General features: G+C 59.0%; 16 protein-coding genes, 2 tRNA genes and 1 pseudogene. 8 read left to right on the forward strand and 11 right to left on the reverse strand.

Annotated features, from left to right (window positions below; genetic code table 11):
* The first annotated feature begins 12 nt into the window (after positions 1–12).
* Positions 13–1,185: a L,D-transpeptidase gene (locus ACXIUA_RS02250; protein WP_457975990.1), complete on the forward strand. Its 1,173-nt coding sequence runs from the start codon at positions 13–15 to the stop codon at positions 1,183–1,185.
* Positions 1,186–1,729: 544 nt separating this feature from the next.
* Here ACXIUA_RS02250 and ACXIUA_RS02255 read toward each other — a convergent pair.
* The 8 genes and pseudogenes from ACXIUA_RS02255 to ACXIUA_RS02290 all read right to left on the reverse strand — a co-directional run bounded on the left by ACXIUA_RS02255 (position 1,730) and on the right by ACXIUA_RS02290 (position 7,768).
* Positions 1,730–2,161, reverse strand: a complete 432-nt coding sequence (locus tag ACXIUA_RS02255; protein WP_311475575.1) for a hypothetical protein — start codon at positions 2,159–2,161, stop codon at positions 1,730–1,732.
* Positions 2,162–2,264: 103 nt separating this feature from the next.
* Positions 2,265–2,549 (reverse strand): annotated as a pseudogene (locus ACXIUA_RS02260) (transposase); the annotation flags it as partial.
* Between the two features lie 598 nt (positions 2,550–3,147).
* Complete coding sequence (locus ACXIUA_RS02265) at positions 3,148–4,236, reverse strand: DDE-type integrase/transposase/recombinase (protein ID WP_457975991.1); 1,089 nt, start codon at positions 4,234–4,236, stop codon at positions 3,148–3,150.
* On the reverse strand, positions 4,236–4,439 hold the full coding sequence (locus ACXIUA_RS02270) for a hypothetical protein (RefSeq protein WP_457975992.1): 204 nt from the start codon (positions 4,437–4,439) through the stop codon (positions 4,236–4,238). The genes ACXIUA_RS02265 and ACXIUA_RS02270 overlap by 1 nt, the downstream gene beginning before the upstream one ends.
* 1,064 nt (positions 4,440–5,503) lie before the next feature.
* A tRNA-His gene (locus ACXIUA_RS02275) sits at positions 5,504–5,576 on the reverse strand.
* A gap of 43 nt (positions 5,577–5,619) precedes the next feature.
* The gene (gene orn, locus ACXIUA_RS02280) at positions 5,620–6,255 is read right to left on the reverse strand and encodes an oligoribonuclease (protein WP_457975993.1); all 636 of its coding nucleotides are present in this window, start codon (positions 6,253–6,255) and stop codon (positions 5,620–5,622) included.
* Positions 6,256–7,062, reverse strand: coding sequence for a mycolate reductase (cmrA, locus tag ACXIUA_RS02285; protein ID WP_457975994.1), 807 nt, complete (start codon positions 7,060–7,062; stop codon positions 6,256–6,258).
* 85 nt (positions 7,063–7,147) lie between these two features.
* Positions 7,148–7,768 carry a hypothetical protein gene (locus ACXIUA_RS02290; protein WP_457975995.1) on the reverse strand — a complete coding sequence of 207 codons (621 nt, stop codon included), beginning with the start codon at positions 7,766–7,768 and terminating at the stop codon, positions 7,148–7,150.
* Positions 7,769–8,109: 341 nt separating this feature from the next.
* Between ACXIUA_RS02290 and ACXIUA_RS02295 the strand changes: the two genes are divergently transcribed.
* Positions 8,110–8,182: transfer RNA gene (locus ACXIUA_RS02295), tRNA-Ala, on the forward strand.
* Between the two features lie 20 nt (positions 8,183–8,202).
* Here the strand turns inward: ACXIUA_RS02295 and ACXIUA_RS02300 are convergent.
* Positions 8,203–9,066, reverse strand: coding sequence for an RluA family pseudouridine synthase (locus ACXIUA_RS02300; protein WP_457975996.1), 864 nt, complete (start codon positions 9,064–9,066; stop codon positions 8,203–8,205).
* A 35-nt stretch (positions 9,067–9,101) separates the two neighbouring features.
* On the opposite strand from ACXIUA_RS02300, the gene ACXIUA_RS02305 reads away from it, so the two are divergent.
* Complete coding sequence (locus ACXIUA_RS02305; RefSeq protein ID WP_457975997.1) at positions 9,102–9,593, forward strand: methylated-DNA--[protein]-cysteine S-methyltransferase; 492 nt, start codon at positions 9,102–9,104, stop codon at positions 9,591–9,593.
* Positions 9,577–10,332, forward strand: a complete 756-nt coding sequence (locus tag ACXIUA_RS02310) for a fructosamine kinase family protein (protein ID WP_457975999.1) — start codon at positions 9,577–9,579, stop codon at positions 10,330–10,332. The genes ACXIUA_RS02305 and ACXIUA_RS02310 overlap by 17 nt, the downstream gene beginning before the upstream one ends.
* On the opposite strand, the gene nadE is transcribed toward ACXIUA_RS02310, so the two are convergent.
* Positions 10,329–11,177, reverse strand: coding sequence for an ammonia-dependent NAD(+) synthetase (nadE, locus tag ACXIUA_RS02315; protein ID WP_457976000.1), 849 nt, complete (start codon positions 11,175–11,177; stop codon positions 10,329–10,331). The two genes, ACXIUA_RS02310 and nadE, sit on opposite strands and share 4 nt — an antisense overlap.
* A gap of 35 nt (positions 11,178–11,212) precedes the next feature.
* On the opposite strand from nadE, the gene ACXIUA_RS02320 reads away from it, so the two are divergent.
* The 4 genes from ACXIUA_RS02320 to ACXIUA_RS02335 all read left to right on the forward strand — a co-directional run bounded on the left by ACXIUA_RS02320 (position 11,213) and on the right by ACXIUA_RS02335 (position 15,387).
* On the forward strand, positions 11,213–12,574 hold the full coding sequence (locus ACXIUA_RS02320) for a sugar porter family MFS transporter (RefSeq protein ID WP_256022265.1): 1,362 nt from the start codon (positions 11,213–11,215) through the stop codon (positions 12,572–12,574).
* A 114-nt stretch (positions 12,575–12,688) separates the two neighbouring features.
* Positions 12,689–12,811, forward strand: coding sequence for a type B 50S ribosomal protein L36 (gene ykgO, locus ACXIUA_RS02325; RefSeq protein ID WP_018020497.1), 123 nt, complete (start codon positions 12,689–12,691; stop codon positions 12,809–12,811).
* A gap of 69 nt (positions 12,812–12,880) precedes the next feature.
* Positions 12,881–13,720, forward strand: a complete 840-nt coding sequence (locus tag ACXIUA_RS02330) for a serine hydrolase (RefSeq protein WP_256022263.1) — start codon at positions 12,881–12,883, stop codon at positions 13,718–13,720.
* A gap of 446 nt (positions 13,721–14,166) precedes the next feature.
* Positions 14,167–15,387: an HNH endonuclease signature motif containing protein gene (locus tag ACXIUA_RS02335; protein WP_457976001.1), complete on the forward strand. Its 1,221-nt coding sequence runs from the start codon at positions 14,167–14,169 to the stop codon at positions 15,385–15,387.
* A gap of 18 nt (positions 15,388–15,405) precedes the next feature.
* On the opposite strand, the gene ACXIUA_RS02340 is transcribed toward ACXIUA_RS02335, so the two are convergent.
* Positions 15,406–19,056 (reverse strand): putative Ig domain-containing protein, encoded by a 3,651-nt coding sequence (locus ACXIUA_RS02340; protein WP_457976002.1) that lies wholly within the window; start codon positions 19,054–19,056, stop codon positions 15,406–15,408.
* Positions 19,057–19,084 lie beyond the last annotated feature (28 nt).

Below are 19,084 nucleotides of genomic sequence, written 5' to 3' on the forward strand. Positions count from 1 at the left end.
AACGTGACAAGCATGCGGCGGTCTCTCATTGGTGTTGGCCTTGTCGCTGTGTTGGCGGCGGGTGTAGTTGGGTGCTCGTCGGAGGCGGGCAAAGGCATCAACCAGGTGGCGGAAACCACTGGTCAGACGACCGTCAAACCAGAGCCCCCGGCGTTTTCGGTGAAGGACGAGGCGACAGACGTCGAACCCCTCGACCCGATTACGGTGAAGTCCGAAGCCGGGCTCGAAGAAGTCGAGATGACCAACGAGGCAGGCAAGGTTATCGAATCGTCCTTCAATGATGACCGCACCGAGTGGGAGGTCACCGAACCGCTTGGGTACGGCCGCTACTACACCATCGTGGCGAAGGATAAGGCTGGCCAGAAGAAGACCGTGAGCTTTTCCACGGTCGTCCCAGCGGCAACTACGAACGTCTACATGGGCCCGCTTGAGGGATCGACTGTTGGTGTTGCGCAAGCAATCACGTTCCGTTTCGACGTCCCCATCCAGGACACGAAGGCGCTTGAGGAGCTCATCGACGTTGAGACCTCGAACGACACCGAGGGCGGCTTCTTCTGGCTGGACCCATACGAGCTGCGCTGGCGCCCGAAGGAGTTCTGGGAGCCAGGCACCACGGTGAAGGTGACGGCCGACCTCTACGGCAAGGACCTCGGCGGCGGCGTCTACGGCGCGCAGGATAACGAGACCACCTTCGAAATTGGGGACGAGGTGAAGACAGTCATCGACAACAACGAAAAGGTGCTGCGCGTCTACCAAAATGGTGAGCAGATCCGCTCGTTCCCGGTATCGCTGGGTACCGACTTCCAGTACGACACTCCGAACGGCACCTACGTCGTCGGTGACGAGCACACCTCACTCGTGATGGACTCCCGCACCTTCGGCCTCGGGCTGGGGCAGGGCGGCTACGTCACCCCGGTCGACTACGCCACCCAGCTGTCCTACTCGGGCATCTACGTCCACTCCGCACCGTGGGCGGTATGGGCGATGGGGGCCACGAACCAGTCGCACGGCTGCGTCAACGCTACGTATGCGGACGCGCAGTGGTTCCAAGAGACCGTGAAGCGGGGCGACCCGGTCGTTGTGAAGAATACGAACGGTGGCACCCTCAACGGCTACGACGGCCTTGGCTACTGGAACCTGGACTGGGAGCAGCGCTCCGGCGGTTCAAAGGACCCGAACGCTTAAGTCGGTCTGTTAGAAAAAGTTCCCGAGCAGGACTCGAACAAGATGCACCTACCCTACAAGGCAGCGGAATCGCTGGAGGTAATGACTACACTGATGACGTGGTGCTGTCTACTCGGGACAGGTGCGGGACCCCTGTGGTACTACGACGCGGTTGGTACACCCCGGATGCTAAAAGGGGAAAAGGGGGTCCTTGGGGCTATGGCAAGATCAGGCATAAGCACGGAATTTGGAACCTATATACGATAAACAAGTACTTTAAAGGGCTCTGCGAAGCGAGGATGGAAGGTACCGACCGTATCTATGAAACTCCTATCTATGAGGCTGTCCGCACTAATGATAGAAAAAGGTTGGAACTGGAAGATCATTTGAACTTCGAGCAGTAATAGAAACTACAGTGTGGGTCCCTGGAGGACTAGAGCCACGTGGAGTGAAGACAATGTTCCCGCTACGTGAGTCCAATGATGGCAGCGACGTGGTTCCCCAGTGGTTCAATATGGAGAAAAACATAGATTAAAATAGGCGCGGTGAGGCAGGGGGTAAATGATTAACCGTGGCCGGTTCGTGGAATATAAAGCTCTGTGCCCATCTTTTTGTCTGCCTTCGCTCTCCTCAATTCTATAAAGCGTTGAGGCGTGTTGTCGCTAACGGTTCCGAGCCATTTTATTTTATCTCCGCAACCGTAGTCTAAATCCCCGGCGAATGGATCACCGGCAAGCTGATCTGCCCAGGCCTTGACAGCAGTATCTTCTTCCGATGAGACTCCCCCAGTACTCGGTATTGGGGGCATTTCCATGCCAACATACGCAAGTCCTTTCGTGGACATTACTGAGAATACGCAGTAGACGTACTGAGCCGTTCTCCAAGCTGCCCGTAGCTCGACAGCTCCGGAAGAAATGAGGTTTTCTTGAGCAAAATACCGCTTTAAAAGCGAATTCATGTAATAGGCAAAAGACGTTATGTTCCAATTGTCTACCATGTTTTACTCCTCGTATTCGCGCTACTGACAGTCAATGCAGCTTCCGCAGTCCATACCAACTGCATAGTACCTCTGAGTACTTTAGTGCCCAGAGGCTTATCTACATGGTACGTTCGCTACAGGTTCGTCGTTCTAACAGCCAGTCAGACAAGAAGGAACCGTGGCGTAGTTTCGGGATAGCCACATCGACGGTGCTGACCCGTGTATCCAGTAGTCGGTGGCGGTAGCCGTTGCGGTGGTTGACGCGGTTGTCGCTGGTGGTGCCGTAGTCAGCGCTGCCGACAGTATCGTCTTGGGAAGATAGAATTTGGTTGATGAAATCACCGAGCATCTGACGCGTCAGATCGGGTGATGCTTGAGTGAGTAGCTCTTCGAGGTATGCTTTTGGTTGCCAGTTGTGTCGGCACCGGGGGCTTAACTGTGAGAAGCGGGTCGAATAGCGGAGTTCTCCGCTAGGAGGTGTAAAAATTCCTCTGGGTCTTTAACCGTCAAGCGAATGGGTCTTCCGATATTGCGGTGTAGGAGGATATTTGCAGAACCGGCATGGAATGAAATAGTGCCATCCAGGAAGTGAACCCCAAACGTTTGGGATTCGAGTATGGGGCCCGAGGGAAGGATCTCCGCCCCCTTCAGAGATTCCAAACGAACGTTGCTAACTGGAATGCCAAGAACTGAAATCCGAAGGATTTCATCATTCAGCAACACCCCGACATTAAAGAAAATTGCCAGAGACACTAAAAGACCGCATGTGATAAAGGCGGTTTGATCTCTTCTGGTCAAGAAGTAGACACACAATAAGAGTACTGCGAAGATAAGTACGATCCGACTAAAATTATATCCAAATACTCTTGATCGATAACTTGAACCAGTCATGAATATCACTCAACTTCCTTCCAACTATCTTCATGGGTAGTAAGGCGAAAATCACCACTGCGCCGCCCGCCGTTGAGTTGTGAACCCCCGCCAACTCGTTCGAATAAAACTTACTATACCCGCTGGTAAACGGCAAGATCACGCCCTATATTAATCCCCACCAACTGCGGTGGGGCCTTATAGGCTGATACCGCCGGGCGCTGAGTCGGGTGCGCCTGATAGTACCGCTGCTCCTTCGCACGGCGGTGTGCAAGGATCTGTTTCCACTTACCCGTATACACCTCATCAGGCGTGTAATAGTTCAACCCACTGTGACGATCCCGGTGGTTGTACGCCTCAATAATCCTGGCAACCACCTGCTCTGCTTGAGCGATATCACGGTAGGACTCCAACGCGTAACGATGATGCTTCAAGGTGCGATGTGATGACTCCTCATACGGGTTATCGTTTGAAACATTCGGCCTGATCAGCGAGAGTTCCACACCGTTTTCATCCAGCATCGTGCGCATCGAATGCGACGTCATCACACCACCATTATCAGTATGAACAACCCGCACATCATGACCATGCAATCGCTGATCTTTGATAACAGCCTTGATTAAGTCTGTGGCAACCGATTTAATCTGACGCGGCTGGATGGTCCAGCCAACAATCTTTCGCGAAAACAAATCCAACACCGTATACAGGTGAAACCCCTTCGACATAAACGATGCTGGCAACCAAGTAATATCCCAGCACAACACCTGACCAGGCTTACTTGCTGCAACAACAGGCACACCACGCGTGCTATGTCGCGGGGTCGGCACATAGGCAATCGGGTTTTGTGCACGCAGTTGAGCATGCACCCGGTAGAAGGTCCGAAGACTTGCCACCATCTCACCATCGCCATCAAGGTGATCGAAAAAGATCCTGGCAACACTATGCTGCTTGCGTTTGCCAGCAACAAGCAGTGAGGCAACCGTCTTGCGCTGCGCAGCAGTTAACTGCTTCGGGCTGACATGACAAGCACTACCATCGTCGCGTTTACGCCGACGTGGGTGATGCCGGTAATGCCAGCTTGATTTGGATAACCCGACAATTTCCAACGCGGCTTTCAGCGTGTACTTGGCAGCAACTAACGCATCAACGATGCTGTTTTCTGCGGCGATAAACGCCTCGTAGTCGTGTTTTTCATCCCCGGTTAAACGTCGGCCACCACGCATTACTTGTCGGTATATTTTTGCATGATGGCGATGGCTTTTCCCAAGGAATCCACCGGTCTAGCATGTGCAGCATTTTGTTCGTCTTTAATGCTGAGTTGTTTGTCTTTTTCTTCGAGTGCGCCTTCAAGTTCGGCTACTCGTTGTTCAAGGGACTTCGTCAGATCCTTCAGGCGGCGGATCTCGTTGACGTCAGAGGAATCCATACGCACATTCTTCCTTGGGGTAAGTCCTGTGTCGATATCACCTGCGATGAATTGTTTGTTCCACCGGTTTAAGACTTTGTAGGTGATGCCGATTTTTGCGAGGTATTTTCTTTTTGCCTCCGTAGGGTATCTGCGCGTAGGTCATGATGATTTCGCGTTTTTGTTCTGTGGTGAACTCCTCTGATGCGCGGTTGGTGGGAGGTATGACTACCGTCATTGCTGTGTGTCCTTCCTACCCGGTGTTACACCGGGTGACCTGGGGAGTTCACAAGTTCAACGGTACGAGGGGAGCCCGGGAACTTTTTGGGTTTCAGGCCCATTTCGGTCGACTAGTACATGTGTTTTCCCAGGTCGCGACGCCTGTCCATGAAGAACGCTCCCCGCTCATCGAAAGCTCCGGGAACAATTCTTGGCTTAACGTACCTGCCGAAGAAAGGGCTTAAGGGACATTATGTGTGTATAAATCTATCCGGTTTCCCGGGATGACCTCGCCTAACAACCCGATATGGTTTCCCAAACAGTTCCATTCGCCTGTTTTCAGAAATCAACACCGAATGACGCCAGGTGTGTGGTATGGAGTCTGCGGGTAGCGCAGCGACCCCAGCAAGATCGAGGGCTCTAGGGGGCAAGAACCAGCCCGCCTGCGCGTTGGGCGGTCGCATACGGTCAGGGAGACGAACAAAGCCCTTGACGTGCACAATTCCGACCACGTCGAGGGCAGGGCTGGGTATTGCCACCCTCCGTGTACCTACAACAGCCCCTATACCGTTTAACGGTAAGAGCGGCTTCTAGGCATGTCCTTGAGCGAGCTGGCATACAGCTTGGGGCGAGAGGTGAGCTTGCGTGCGCGGTGTCCTGGATGGGCGGTCGAAAGAATTCGATACCGGCATTGATAGTCAGTGGAACCCCGGCGTAGGTGTGAGAAAAGGGTGGGACGGACGCAGTTAGTTACACACAAAATGTCCCTTATCGCGACACGCCGTGTTTACACACAAAATGTCCCTTAAGCCGAAGAAAGCAATGTGCCCCGCAACCTATTTGTACAGGTCACGGGGCACTCTCGGGGTGGCTGACGGGGCTCGAACCCGCGACACCCAGGATCACAACCTGGTGCTCTACCAGCTGAACTACAGCCACCATCGCTGTTTTTCAACAGCGGGAACTACTTTACAATGAAAGCCTAGGATTGCAAAAACCGCTGGTAGTGGGCGTGTGCGGCGGCTGCGGCGTCGACAGCTTGCTCGGAATCCGGGCCTGGGTCCGGCGTGAACACGGAACGGCGGTAGTAGTCGAGCTCCTGGATGGATTCCACGATGTCGGCGAGCGCGCGGTGCGCCAGACCTTTCTCGGGCTGGTTGTAGTAGGCGCGCGGGAACCAGCGGCGTGAGAGCTCCTTGATGGTGGAGACATCGATCATGCGGTAGTGCAGGGCGGCGTCGAGACGCGGCATCTGCTCCCGGATGAAGGATCGGTCGGTGGCGATGGAGTTGCCCGCAAGCGGCGCCGGGTGTTCCGGGTCGCAGTGCTTTGCAATCAGCGCGAGGACGGCGTCCTCGGCCTCCTTGATGGACACTGAGGAGGAGCGGATCTCGTCGAGAAGCCCGTTTTCGGTGTGCATGTTCAGCACGAAGTCGTCCATTTCGGCGAGCTCATCCTCGGTGGCGTGGACGACCAGGTCCAGGCCTTCGTCGAGAATCTCAAGCTGGGCATCAGTGACGAGCGCTGCGACCTCCACGATGACGTGGCGGGACGTGTCTAGGCCCGTCATCTCCAGGTCGACCCACACGATGCGGTCGTTTTTTGCAGGGACATCCATCTATTCTTCTCCCATCTTTGCGTAGAACCGCCCCATGATCGGGGCGAGGGCGCCGCGCGGAGCGTACGTCGATACGAAATCCATCACCTTGGAAAGCGGGCCCGGCACCACGCGGCGCTTGTTGCTACGCATCGCGCTGATGGTGTCTTTCGCGCAGGACTCGTACGTGGTCCAGAGGAAGTCCGGCACGACCTTGTCCACGATCGACTGCTCCTCCTCAGGAACTTCTGCCTCTCGCACCGGCCCCGGCGCGAGCAGAGTGCAGTGTACGCCGCTGTCCTTGAGCTCATAGTGCAGGGCCTCCGTAAACGTATTGACGCCCGCCTTTGTAAACACGTACGTGGCATTGTTCGGGATCGGCGTGTTGCCCGCTGCCGAGCCGACGTTGCACAGCGCGCCCGCGCCGCGCGGCACCATTTGGTCGAGCACCGCCTTCGTGATGCGGAACACCGCCGTGGCGTTGAGGTTGAACTGGTCCGTCTCGTAGTTCCAGTCCTGCTTCATAAACGGTCCGAACGAAGCGATGCCAGCGGAGTTCACGCAGATGGTGATCTTCTTCTGCCCGATGTAGTCCAGCAGCGCGCTCACGTCGCGCTCCTTGGACAGGTCTGCCGCGAAGACTTCGGCGTTGATACCGTGCGCATGCGCCAGCTCTTCGGCAAGCTGCATCAGCACCGCTTCTCGACGCGCCACCAGCAGTACGTTATATCCAGCAGCAGCAAGTTGGCGCGCAACTGCCTCACCGATGCCCTGTGAAGCGCCGGTAATCAGCGCGAACGAATCAGTAGTTGGGGAGGGAAATGTCATGCACCTCAGGGTACCCGACTGCCCGACTCCGCAATCGAGCGCAACTCCTCGATACAGTCCTGGTATGCGCGGGCACCGGTAGCGGTCAGAGAGACCCAGTCCACGTTCTTGTCCGGGTTCGCCTTGCGGTCCGTGTCAAGCCAACCACGTCTACAAAGTCGGAGCCGAGCACGACTGCGGAGCCGGAGCCAAGCGTGAAGCCGAGCACGACTGCGAAGCCGGAGCCAAGCGTGAAGCCGAGCGCGACCGTGAAACCGGAGCCGACGGTGGTGAAGCCGGAGCCGACGACGACGGTGAAGAGTTCTACAAAGGCAGTGCCGTCACCGAGCACGTCTGTCAAGCCAACCACGTCTACAAAGTCGGAGCCGAGCACGACTGCGAAGCCGGAGCCAAGCGTGAAGCCGAGCGCGACCGTGAAACCGGAGCCGACGGCGGTGAAGCCGGAGCCGACGGCGGTGAAGCCGGAGCCGACGACGACGGTGAAGAGTTCTACAAAGGCAGTGCCGTCACCGAGTGCGTCTGCCACACCAACCACGTCTGCCAAGCCGGAGCCAAGCACGAGCGTGGAGAGTTCTACAAAGGCAGTGCCGTCACCGAGTGCGTCTGCCACACCAACCACGTCTGCCAAGCCGACGCCAACCACGAGCGCTAAGCCTGACTCGAGCAGTAATTCAAGTTCCGAGTCACGTGGAATATGCTCCAGCAATTCTTCCAGCCAAAGTAGTAAGGGAGACAATGGGAGCAGCACTGGTGCAGCCGTGTGTGGAGTGGTCTTTACCGGGCTCCTGCTGATCGCACTGGGCATCCTTGCCACAGTGCCCCCACTGAAGGACCAAATCGATCGGTGGTTGCGTAGTTTGTGATGCATTGAACTGCCTAGAGATGGCAACCTAGGTAGTTTTCACGCTGTACCAATTTGAGTGATTTGTTCCCGCTCGCTTGAAGGAGAGGCTGTTTCCTCAGGAGAGCGGGAAGGTCCTCTGTATGCATTTGCCTCACATTAAACGCACGGTATAAGCTGGCACCTACGCGTGTTTTAGCGTGCGCGGGGCTATGGCGCAGTTGGTAGCGCACCACACTGGCAGTGTGGGGGTCACGGGTTCGAATCCCGTTAGCTCCACAGAAAAGACCGCAGGTTGCTTAAGACCTGCGGTCTTTGTGTTCCCGGACCGGCGCCGTCACTGCGACGTGCTCGCCGTTGCGCAGCGTGAACTCCAGCTGGTACGCGTGCAGGAACATGCGCTGCGCGCCCGTGCGCGAGCCGTACGCGCGGTCGCCGACGATGGGGTGGCCTTCGTGGGCGGCGTGTACGCGGATTTGGTGGCGTCGTCCAGTAATGAGCTCGGCCTCGACGAGCGTGTTCGGCCCGCGGTTTTCCACGCGGCGGAATCGTGTGTGGGCGTCGTCGCCGTCGGCACGTACGACCATGGTTTTCGGTGTTCGCGCGATCGGGGCCTTTACGTCGCGTGTACCCGCCCAGCGTCCCTCCACGACTGCGCGGTAGATGCGGATCACGTTCTGCTCGCGGAAGGCTCGCTGCAGGTGGCGCAGCTCTGCATGGTTGAGCGCGATCAGCAGCGCCCCGGACGTCTCCTTATCGATGCGGTGCGCAAGCTCAGCGTCGGGGTATACGTCGCGGATGCGCTCGATAACGCCCCGCCGCGTCCCGGTTCCCGCATGCACCGGCACCCCCGCCGGCTTATTTACTACCAGTGTCGTCGGCCCCTCCCACAACACTTCAAACCCGTGGTTTTTGCTTTTCGACGCCCTCTTCGTTTCCTGACAGAACTCACCCGGCAACGTGATCACGTCCCCAGCTCGGACGCGGTAATCCTGCTTGATTCGTTTCTGGTTGACCCGCAGCGCCCCCTTGCGTGCGAGCTTGAACAGCATGGTCGCCGGGCACGTGGTGTAGCTGGCGAGGAACTTGTGTATCCGCCGACCGTCGTGGTCCTCCGGGACCGTGATCGCCGTGTAGTCGGGTGGGGGAATGTAGGTGGTCATGGCTGGCACCATAGCAAGGTGCTAGTACTGGTGCCATGTGTGAAACATCATTCGCTACCGTCGAGACGCAGGTAGGCCCCTTGACAATCGTCGTTTCGCCGCGCGGAGTACGCCGGATCGCGTTGCCGACGGACGACCCCGCTGAGGTAATCCACGCCACAGGCGCGCGCCCCGGACCGATTGGTGCCGTCCGCGGGCAGCTCGAGGAATACTTCGCCGGGGCGCGAACGTCTTTCGATGTCCCGCTCGACCTTGAGGGCCTCCCGCCGTTTCGGATGAAGGTGCTGGGCGCGCTCCAACACGTGCCGTTCGGTGAGACGATAACGTACAAGGAGCTTGCTGTGGACGTCGATAATCCGGGGGCGGTGCGTGCCGTCGGCACTGCGTGCGCGCGCAACCCGCTGCCGCTGCTCATTCCGTGTCACCGGGTCGTGCGTAGCGACGGCCACCTCGGGCGCTACCGTGGTGGGGAAGACATGAAGCGATTCTTGCTTGCATTGGAGGGTCACCATGAACGATTTCAGTAAGCGTTGTACCGCGCCGGGCCAGGCGAGCAGCGAGGCCGCCGGCCTGCGCTGGCTGCGCGAGGGCAGCGAGGCAGTCGTGGAGGTCTGCGGCGTGGACGAGGAGCAGCGGACGCTACGGATAGAACGCGTCGAAACCGTGCGTCCCACCCGCGACGCAGCGCGCCGGGCTGGGGAGGAGCTGGCGAAGATTCACGCGATGGGCGCGGAAGCCTTCGGTGTGCCGCCGACCGGTTGGGATGGCCCGAACTTCATCGGCCGGGTTGAGCAGGACTGCGTGCCGGAGCAGCGGTGGGCGAAGTTTTATACAGAGCAGCGCGTGCTGCCGTTCGCTAGGAGCGCACATGTGGCGGGAAATATTTCGAAGCAGCAGCTAGAGCTCGTGGAACGCGCCTGCGCTGCGCTTGTTGAGGGGGACGAGGACGCCCCGCTGGCGCGTATCCATGGGGATCTTTGGGCGGGCAACCTGCTTTTCGACGAGTCCGGCCCGAGGTTCATCGACCCGGCGGCACACGGTGGGCACCCGTTGACGGACATCGCCATGCTGGCGTTGTTCGGCGCGCCGTTTTTGGAAGATATCCTTGCGGGCTACGAGTCGCGGGCAAGCCTGGGGGAGGACTGGCGTCGGCGCATCCCGATTCACCAGCTTCACCCGTTGGCCGTGCACGCGTTGACGCACGGCCCGGCGTACGCGGGGGAGCTTGCCAACGCCGCGCAAGCGACGTTAGACGTGACGGGCTAAGCCTTCCACCAGGAGGAATCTGGCCCTGGCGGCAGGTGTCGTTTGTGCTGGCCGATGCGCCACAGGTGCTCGATGCGTTCCGCCGCCGCGGACGGAACGGTTTTGCCTTCGAGGTAATCGTCGATGTGCTGGTAGGTCACGCCGAGCGCTTCTTCATCGGGCAAGGCCGGGCGGTCCTCTTCCAGGTCGGCGGTGGGGACTTTCTCCCAGAGGCGAGGGTCGGCGCCGAGCTCGCGGAGGAGAGCTGCGCCTTGGCGTTTGTTGAGGCCGGCGAGGGGGGTGAGGTCGGCGGCGCCATCGCCGAACTTGGTGAAGAAACCGGTGACGTTTTCCGCCGCGTGGTCAGTGCCGATGACCAGGAGGTTGCGCTCGCCAGCAAGCGCGTACTGCGCCACCATCCGAAGTCGGGCCTTCACGTTGCCCTTGTTGAAGTCGCTGAGGGGCGCCCCCAACGCGTCAGCGGCCTCGTCGCTGAGCGCTTTCGTTGCAGGTGCGATGTCGACGGTCACCGTCTCATCCGGTTCGATGAAGCGGAGCGCCAACTGGGCGTCGTCCTCGTCGACTTGGACACCGTGGGGGAGGCGGACGGCGAGGAAGTGGGCGTCGACACCCGAGTCCCGCAGCCGCTCGACAGCGATCTGCGCGAGGCGACCTGCGAGCGTCGAGTCCTGGCCCCCGGAAATGCCGAGCACGAAACCTGCTGAGGAGGCGGAGCGGGCGTAGTCACAGAGGAATGCGACGCGGCGCTCAATTTCTCGCGCGGGATCAATCGAAGGTTGGACCCCGAGCGTGTCGATGATCTCTTGCTGTTTGCTGCTAACTTGCGGTGAATCTGGCCGAGACATAGGAACCAGCGTACCCACGGTGCATATTGGTATGCATGCAACAACTCACCACTGCCCAACGAAGCTACGTCCGGAAAGTTGCGGGCGTCGCCGCGCTGGGCGGGCTGCTCTTCGGCTACGACACCGGCGTGATGAGCGGCGCGCTGCTCTACATCACCCCCGAATTCCAGCTCACCCCAGGGCAAGAAGGGCTTGTGACCTCGATGTTGCTCGTCGGTGCCGCGGTCGGCGCGCTCAGCGGCGGAGCGATCGCGGACAGGCTCGGCCGCAAACGCACCTTAATAATGGGCGGCCTCGTGTTCATCGCGGGCTCGCTGTGGTGCGCGCTTGCGGGGTCGGTGGAAGCACTCGCGGCGGCCCGAACGTTCTTAGGGGTCGGCGTCGGCGGAGTGTCTATCGTGGCGCCGATGTACATCTCGGAGATGGTGCCCGCCCGGGTGCGCGGCAAGATGGTGTCACTGAACACGCTGATGATTGTGGTGGGGCAGCTGCTCGCGTACTCCGTGAACTCGGTGCTTGCGTCCACCGGCAGCTGGCAGCTGATGCTTGGACTCGCCGCAGTGCCCGGAGCCGCGCTGGCCGTCGGCATGGCATTCCTGCCTGAAACACCCCTGTGGCTCGCCCGCCACCAGCGTATCGACGCAGCCCTCACCATCGGCGACCGCGTCGGCATGACCCGCGAAGAACTCACCCTCGAAACCACCGAAGACGCCGAGCTTCGCGCCCAGCGCGGCGGCGAGTGGGCACGCCTACGCAACGTTCGGTGGCTACGCATGACCGTGCTGATCGCCGCGCTGCTCGGCATCACGCAGCAGGTCACGGGCGTGAACGCCATCGTCTACTTCGCGCCAACGATGATGAACAAAGTCGGCCTCTCCACCGAAAACGCCGTCTACACCTCTATGGTGATCGGGCTCGTCTCCGTCGTCGCGTGCTGGGTCGGACTGCAGGTCATCGACAGGATCGGCCGCAAACGACTACTGCTCATCGGCCTGAGCGGCAACGTCATCTTCCTCTTCGCGCTCACGCTCACGTACCGTGCCGCGGAAAACAACGCCGCACTCGCGTGGGTCTCACTCGCCTGCATGGCGCTGTTCATTGCGTCGCAGCAAGCAGCAGTTTCGCCCACGACCTGGCTGCTTATCTCTGAGCTGGTCCCGCCACAAATCCGCGGCGCCGGCATGGGCCTCGCAGGGCTTGCACTGTGGGTCATGAACTGGATCGTCGCCCAGTTCTTCCTCCCACTTGTCGACGCCCTCTCCGCCACCGCCACCTTCTCCATCTTCATCATCTGTGGCATCCTTGCAGCAGGATTCGTCCGCTACTTCGTCCCCGAAACAATGAACCGGAGTCTGGACGAAGTGGCGTCGGAAATGGAGCAACGCTACACCAAGTAGCACCGGCGTTTTGGTTTCCCCACGTGATGGGGTAATATAACGCGACGTGTCGCGACCAGACTGTTTCCAGTGGTCGCACGAAGATGAAGATCCTCGATTAGAAAGGAGCGCCCGATGAAGGTCCGCAAGTCGCTTCGGTCGCTGAAGAACAAGCCGGGCGCCCAGGTTGTGCGCCGCCGTGGCAAGGTTTACGTCCTGAACAAGAAGGAGCCACGCTTCAAGGCTCGTCAGGGCTAATTCAGCACTCGTGAAAACCCGCACCTCGTGTGCGGGTTTTTTCGTGCCCGGGGCACTAGGGTGGTGGAGGTGAAACGAGCATGCTGCGCCCTCCTCGCCGTGACCGCCCTCGGGGCCTGCGGGACACCCACTAACGACGCCCCGCCGACCATCACCGTCACCTCAACGACAACGCACCCGAACGCTCAGCCGCCTGCACCAGTTGACGAACCGGTGGGCGAAGAGGACGTCGATAAGCTGCTTTCCGCCATCGCTGATGCTGTTGCCAACCAGTTCGGAGGCACCGTCGCAGTCGCCGCGGGCGGGGTCGGCAGCAGCGACGACCCAGCGATGCCTGCCTGGTCAACCATCAAAGTCCCCCTCGCAGTTGCCGCGTACCGCGTGGCGCCCGACACCGCGCAGCTCGCAGCACCCGCCGCGATCACCGCCTCAGACAACGACGCCGCGCTGCAACTCTGGAACGCCCTGCCACCCGGCGCCGGCGATACCGTCTTGGCCGAGGGTGGCGTACCAAAAACCATCAACACCGAACGCATCCGGCCCGAGTTCTCAACCTTCGGCCAAACCATGCTCACCGCCGCCGAGGAGTCCACCTTCATGTCCAATCTGAGCTGCCTGAGCGACGCCGACCCCGTCCTTGAGTTGATGGGGCAAATCGTGCCCGGGCAGGACTACGGCCTCGGCCAGCTTCCCAATGCGCGGTTCAAAGGCGGGTGGGGGCCCTCGGAGACTGGTGGATACGAAGTGCGCCAGATGGGACTCGTGTCAAATTCCGTAGAGCAGGACGTTGCTTTGGCTTTGGTCGTTGTCCCCGCCGACGGCAGTTACCAAACCGGCCAAGCCATGGCCAACGCCGTTGCAGAACAGCTCCGCGGCCGACTGGATCAGCTGCCGGTTGCGGCCTGCTGATTGTTTGATGAGGGTGTCCGCGGGACGGACAAACAGCTGGCGAAGCTTGGCTCAACCCACCTCTCAATAAGTAAGGTTTCCGCGGCGCGGACACCGCTTCGTGATTTGTACGGACGATTCCCGCATTCCGCGGGGCGGACAATCTATCCGTTGTTACAACCCAACCTCCCGCACAGTCCGCCGCGCGGACTCCAACGAAGCTTTAGTCGACTCCAGTAGCATTCCGCGGCGCGGACAGAGCGAGTTCAGCTCAAGACCCCAACGATTGCATCAAGGTGTCCGCCGCGCGGACACCCACCCACACACCCGTGCTCGAAAGTGGCGTCGCAAAGCACCCCGCGCACTGTCCGCCGCGCGGACACCCACCAACAAATATTTGAATAAACCTCTTGACACCACTATTCGAACACGTATACTAAACAACAACCAAAACACCAGGGGGAACCATGCACACCACCATCGACGCCGACACCATCATCAACACCATCGTAGAAAGCGCACGCCTGTTCGCATACTCACACGCAGAAATACTCACTGCGATCGCCGAATTCGACACCCACAACCTCGCCGAAGCCTACGGGTGTGCCTCAACCGGGGCATGGCTTGCCAGAGTGCTAAAAATGAAACGCACCCGTGCCTACGAATACGCCGCCGTCGCACGCAAACTCACAAGCTTTCCCACCATCCTCGACGCGCTGCGACAAGGAAGCATCGACTACACCAGTGTGCGCTACATGCTCGACTACGCCACCGAGGCAAACCAACACGAACTCGTAGAGATAGCCGCCGAATCTGGCTACCAAGGCCTCGTACACGCCCTGGCAGGCGCAACCCCCACCGACAAACAGCCCGAGGATGCTGGTGCACACTGCGGGCTGACCATCCGCGAAGACGGCCAATACCTACGCGGCTGGTTTTGCATGAACGCGACCGACGGTGTGGCCTTTCAAGCAGCCCTGCGCGCAGGAGCACACGCCTATGCGGATGACAACGCGATGGATGAGGCGGATGCGCAGATGATGCGCTCGACCTTCGGGCTGCCACCGGCACGATTAATGCTGCAATCACTCATGGGGATGGTGCACATGGTGCGCACCGGGGCCGCCACACACGCCACGATGGCGCCGGCGGCACAGGTGATGGTGCATATGACATCAGATGGGCGAGCATTTTTGCCGAATCACATGGCGGCGCCTGCCACACGGCTTGCCAACTTGGTAGATCATGCAGATTTGATGGGTGTGCTCTATGACGCCCAGGGGCAGGTGATTAGGTTTGGGCGCAAACGCCGTTTGGCAAGTAGCAAGCAGGTGCAGGTGTTGTTGGGGATGTGGGGGCATAAGTGTGCGGTGCCGGGGTGTGGGCATACCAGGTTTTTGCAGATGCATCATATTAGGGATTGGGCTGAAGGTGGTGCGACGGATGTAGAGAATTTGGTGCCGTTGTGCTCGAGGTGTCATTCGTTGGTCACGGATGGGTTTATTCGGGTGGTCAAGCCGGGACCTGTGTTGTATTTCCGGTTTGCCAGTGGTGAGCAGTGGGTGTGTGAGCCTGGTCGGGTGGGGTATCGCGATGATGCTGCCGAGATTGAGTTGGATGGGTGGGGTGTGGATTCGTTTGCGGATGAGATTGCACCGACGTGGGACTGGGACCGTCCCACAGTCTAAGCACGTCGGTGCATCTTCCTACGGCAGCATTGACTGAATCTGCTTCATCAGCTGAGGGTTCGTAGCGACGACGCCACCAACCAACGCGATGATACCCAGGATTACCAGTGCTGCGATTCCGCCTTTCGAGGAACCGGAGGCGCTGCCACCTTCTTCAGTTGGGGGCTCGGACTGCGTGCTAGCCGCCGGAGTTGTTTCGGACGGGGCTGTAGGCGTTGTTGCCTCGTCGGACGGCTTGGCTGGGACCGAAGTTTGACGCGGAGACTCGGCAGCTGGGGTCGTCCCCTTCGGCTTCTGCGGGGCTGACGTAGCTGACGTCGAGGGCACCGTCGTCTTAGATGGTCTTGCCGGGACCTTTGTTTGCGTTGACGGAGCTGCGGGAGCTGTCGTCTTGGCTGGGCGAGGCTTCGGCACTGAAAGGGTGATCGTCTCGGAAGCTTGATTGCCGGCTTCATCCGTGGCGGTGATGACTACACGGTGTGTGCCCGAATCTTTGGTCGAACCAACAATCCGGTTCCCTTTATGTCGCAGTCCGGCTGGCAGGCCGGTCACGGACAACGCGGTCTTGGTTGCGTCCTCGACTCGGATCGGCAGGTCGAACTTAGTTGCCGCAGGCGGGTTGTGGTCAACCAAGATGCGAGGCAAGACGGTGTCCACCACGCGGAATTCGATGACACCGTCTCCAGTATTTCCAGCCCTATCAGAAGCTGTGACAAAAGCTTGGAAGTATCCAAGCGATGAAGGAGTACCGCTGATTGTGCGAGAGTTTTCGTCGAAGCGCAGGCCGTGAGGGAGGCCCGAAACGGTAACCCGCTTTAGTTCCACGCTGTCTGTTGCATTAACAACATACGAAAACGGTGAACCGACTTCGGACGAAAACTCAGCGTTTTGCACTGTTGGGGAGGTGGTGTCTTCCACAATCAATTCGAGCCCAGCTTCGGACGTATTGCCGCCGGCATCGGTAGCGATGACGGTGACGGAATGCGTACCAACCGCGTCGGTGACGCCATCGATGGCTCTGTTGCTTTCGTCATAGAAAAGTCCGCGGGGAAGACCCTCGACGCGTACGTCGACAGGTGTTGCGTCGTCAACCTCAATGCTGATGGAGTCATTGAATTCCGAATTGGCTTCCCAGCGAGCGTTGCTCCGCACGTTGATGGTCGGCTTCTTCGTGTCGCGCACCTCGAGCTGAACTGTTTCCGTTGCAGTATTGCCAGCGGGGTCCGTGGCGGTTACGTAGATGTCGTGCGTTCCGACTGCGTTGGTCTGCCCGTGAATGTGTCCCTCATATGACGTGAGGTCATCGGGGAGAGCGCTGACTGTCACGTTGGGGGAATAGCCGCTGTTGTCGGTTACTGGAATCTCAAGGTCGGCGTACTCGCCGGCCTCCAAGATCAACGGAGTGGTATCGATGACGGGCGCAGTGGCGTCGGCAATCCAGAATTCGAGGTTGCGTGAGGTCCCGTTCCCGAGGGCATCTCGCGCTGTTACATTCGCGTATTGCCAACCAGGCTTCGTCGGTGTCCCTCGAACAGTGACGGTGGCGCGGAGCCGTGGTTCGTCGTACTGAATGTCCGCATACAGACCTTCTGGCAGGTCGGTTACCTCGACGGTCAGCTCGTTGTACTCGTCCGTGATGGTGAATTCGAAGGGTTCAATCTCGGCATCGGAGTCGAATTCTTTCTTTTCGACGTCCTCAACCACGGGAGCGGTCTTGTCAGTTGCCTTCGCGTATTCGTAGAGAAGGTTTTCCTGCCAGCCCTCTGGAAGCTCAATCGGATTAGTCTCGAGAAGGCTCTGAACTTCAATGCCTTTCACGTTGCCGTTCTCGTCGTAGTAGATCCCGGAAACAAGGCCGGCAACGTTGTCGCCGATGGTAACTGGTGTGTTGATCTCTGGAGCGAAATCGCCATAGGGGAGAAGTAGGATCGCGTCGCCGACTGTGCCTGCCACCGTCAATGAACGCCAGTCAACGCTAGCTGCGTCACCCAGGTGTACCTGGCCGGTCGATAGGAGCGCTCCAGGAGCACCAGGGTTTTCGCCCAACCGTGTGCCATTTGGGGCCTGGATGTAGGGGAGCTGCGCATCATAGAAGCTACCGATTTCGGCCAGTGCCCAGTGCTTGGGCCACCCGTATGTCGTAGAAACTCCGCGCGCCCCGCCCGGCCCGGTGCACGCGGGGCTGGTGTAGATCCGCTGGTGGACGTGATCGATGTATTTCGCTGTGCACTCCTGGTCGAGGAAGAGGTCGCGGTCATTGTCGTCGAGACCCACGGTGTCGCCCTGGTTGACTGGAACGGGTTGCTCGGCCTCTTTCTGTGCCTTTTGGTATGCGTCCCACTGTTGCATCGCGAGGCCCGAGTAGTTGACGTACTCGTCGCTAGTTGGAGTTTCTTCCCATCCGACAGCTATCCCATACCGCTCGGCCTCGCCTTCGTTTACTCGTTCGTTTCCGGAGTTCACGCCGATAAAGTGACGCTTGCCGTCTTCATCAATGACCCAGTTCGGCCCACCGGAATCTCCCTCATGCATCGGGCTTTGTTGTGTGAGGAGGATGACGTTATTAATCACGCCCATGACGTAGTTCTGCATCACGTGGCCGGTTGTTTGACCGAAGCCGTACACCATCTGACCGACCCGGAGCATTGACGGCAACAGAACGCTGTCGGAGGAGTAGCGATTCTCCCCGAGCAATGCCGAGCGGTTTTCTGGGATATCGATATAGCCCCAGTCTTTGCTCATGGTGCTGTTGGTGAGACTTCCCTCGAAGTCGAACTCAGTCACCATCGCGCCCAGGTAATAGTTCCTGTTTTGTGTGTCGGTGAAGTAGAGAGGGCCGCCATCGCTGCAGTGACCAGCTAAGAAAATACGGCTGTTGGGCTTATCGATGTATCCGACGGTGCAACGATGACCGTTGTTAAAAATTTTGTCACCTTGGTTAATCGTGCTTACTTCGCCCGGAGCATATGACAGCATGGATTCACGCTCGAGGAGTAACGACACTTTGTTCGGTTCGCTTGTCGGAGGAACTTCTGGGTCTGCGAGGAGGACGAGTCCCTGTCTGTGGTCGTCGTTGCTAAAGACGCTCTCATACATCCCGAGGTAGCGGCCGCCGACTGAAACTGGGGCGCCATGTGTCAAATACGCATGGCTCGGAAGCGTAATCGCCAGGAAACCATCGGTGGTGTTCTCAATCGTTGCATCGTAGTCTTCCCGTGGGCCGTGAACGGTCACGGTATTCCCGGCCGAGAGGTACGAACCGAGAACTGGCTCAGCTGACTCACCGACTTGTGGAAGCAGCGAGTCCGGGATCGCGTAGGAAGCGAAGCGATTCAGGAAGAGATCTTTGTTGCGAGAAAAATCGGTCTGCCTGTCCTCGAAGTAGTGTATGGAGCCCTCGGAGTCGCGGTAGTACAGGGAATGCCCTTCGCCGCAAAGCGCGTCGGTATACACACGCCCATCCGCGATGTGGGCAACCTGGCAAAAGTACTCAGCGCCACCCTTTGAGAATGAGAGCTCATCCCGCTGCTCGAACAGCTCCTCATGCTGATCGGGCACCCACTGACTTGTCGTCTGGGCTGTGGCGTCGGGCGGGGAGAAGACAGTGGCGCTCATCGCGAAGGCTGTGAAAAGGGCGATAAGCGTCTTACCAGGTCGGAAGCTTCGCATGAATTAAATGTACAGAATCTTCACGAGC

It is taken from the genome of Corynebacterium sp. UMB8791, assembly GCF_054166365.1.

Excerpts from the sequence above, each read along its gene's own strand:
- ACXIUA_RS02250 (WP_457975990.1), top strand. The coding sequence starts at position 13 with ATGCGGCGGTCTCTCATTGGTGTTGGCCTTGTCGCTGTGTTGGCGGCG.
- ACXIUA_RS02255 (WP_311475575.1), bottom strand. The coding sequence starts at position 2,161 with ATGGTAGACAATTGGAACATAACGTCTTTTGCCTATTACATGAATTCG.
- ACXIUA_RS02265 (WP_457975991.1), bottom strand. The coding sequence starts at position 4,236 with ATGCGTGGTGGCCGACGTTTAACCGGGGATGAAAAACACGACTACGAG.
- ACXIUA_RS02270 (WP_457975992.1), bottom strand. The coding sequence starts at position 4,439 with ATGGATTCCTCTGACGTCAACGAGATCCGCCGCCTGAAGGATCTGACG.
- orn (WP_457975993.1), bottom strand. The coding sequence starts at position 6,255 with ATGGATGTCCCTGCAAAAAACGACCGCATCGTGTGGGTCGACCTGGAG.
- cmrA (WP_457975994.1), bottom strand. The coding sequence starts at position 7,062 with ATGACATTTCCCTCCCCAACTACTGATTCGTTCGCGCTGATTACCGGC.
- ACXIUA_RS02300 (WP_457975996.1), bottom strand. The coding sequence starts at position 9,066 with ATGACCACCTACATTCCCCCACCCGACTACACGGCGATCACGGTCCCG.
- ACXIUA_RS02305 (WP_457975997.1), top strand. The coding sequence starts at position 9,102 with ATGTGTGAAACATCATTCGCTACCGTCGAGACGCAGGTAGGCCCCTTG.
- ACXIUA_RS02310 (WP_457975999.1), top strand. The coding sequence starts at position 9,577 with ATGAACGATTTCAGTAAGCGTTGTACCGCGCCGGGCCAGGCGAGCAGC.
- nadE (WP_457976000.1), bottom strand. The coding sequence starts at position 11,177 with ATGTCTCGGCCAGATTCACCGCAAGTTAGCAGCAAACAGCAAGAGATC.
- ACXIUA_RS02320 (WP_256022265.1), top strand. The coding sequence starts at position 11,213 with ATGCAACAACTCACCACTGCCCAACGAAGCTACGTCCGGAAAGTTGCG.
- ykgO (WP_018020497.1), top strand. The coding sequence starts at position 12,689 with ATGAAGGTCCGCAAGTCGCTTCGGTCGCTGAAGAACAAGCCGGGCGCC.
- ACXIUA_RS02335 (WP_457976001.1), top strand. The coding sequence starts at position 14,167 with ATGCACACCACCATCGACGCCGACACCATCATCAACACCATCGTAGAA.
- ACXIUA_RS02340 (WP_457976002.1), bottom strand. The coding sequence starts at position 19,056 with ATGCGAAGCTTCCGACCTGGTAAGACGCTTATCGCCCTTTTCACAGCC.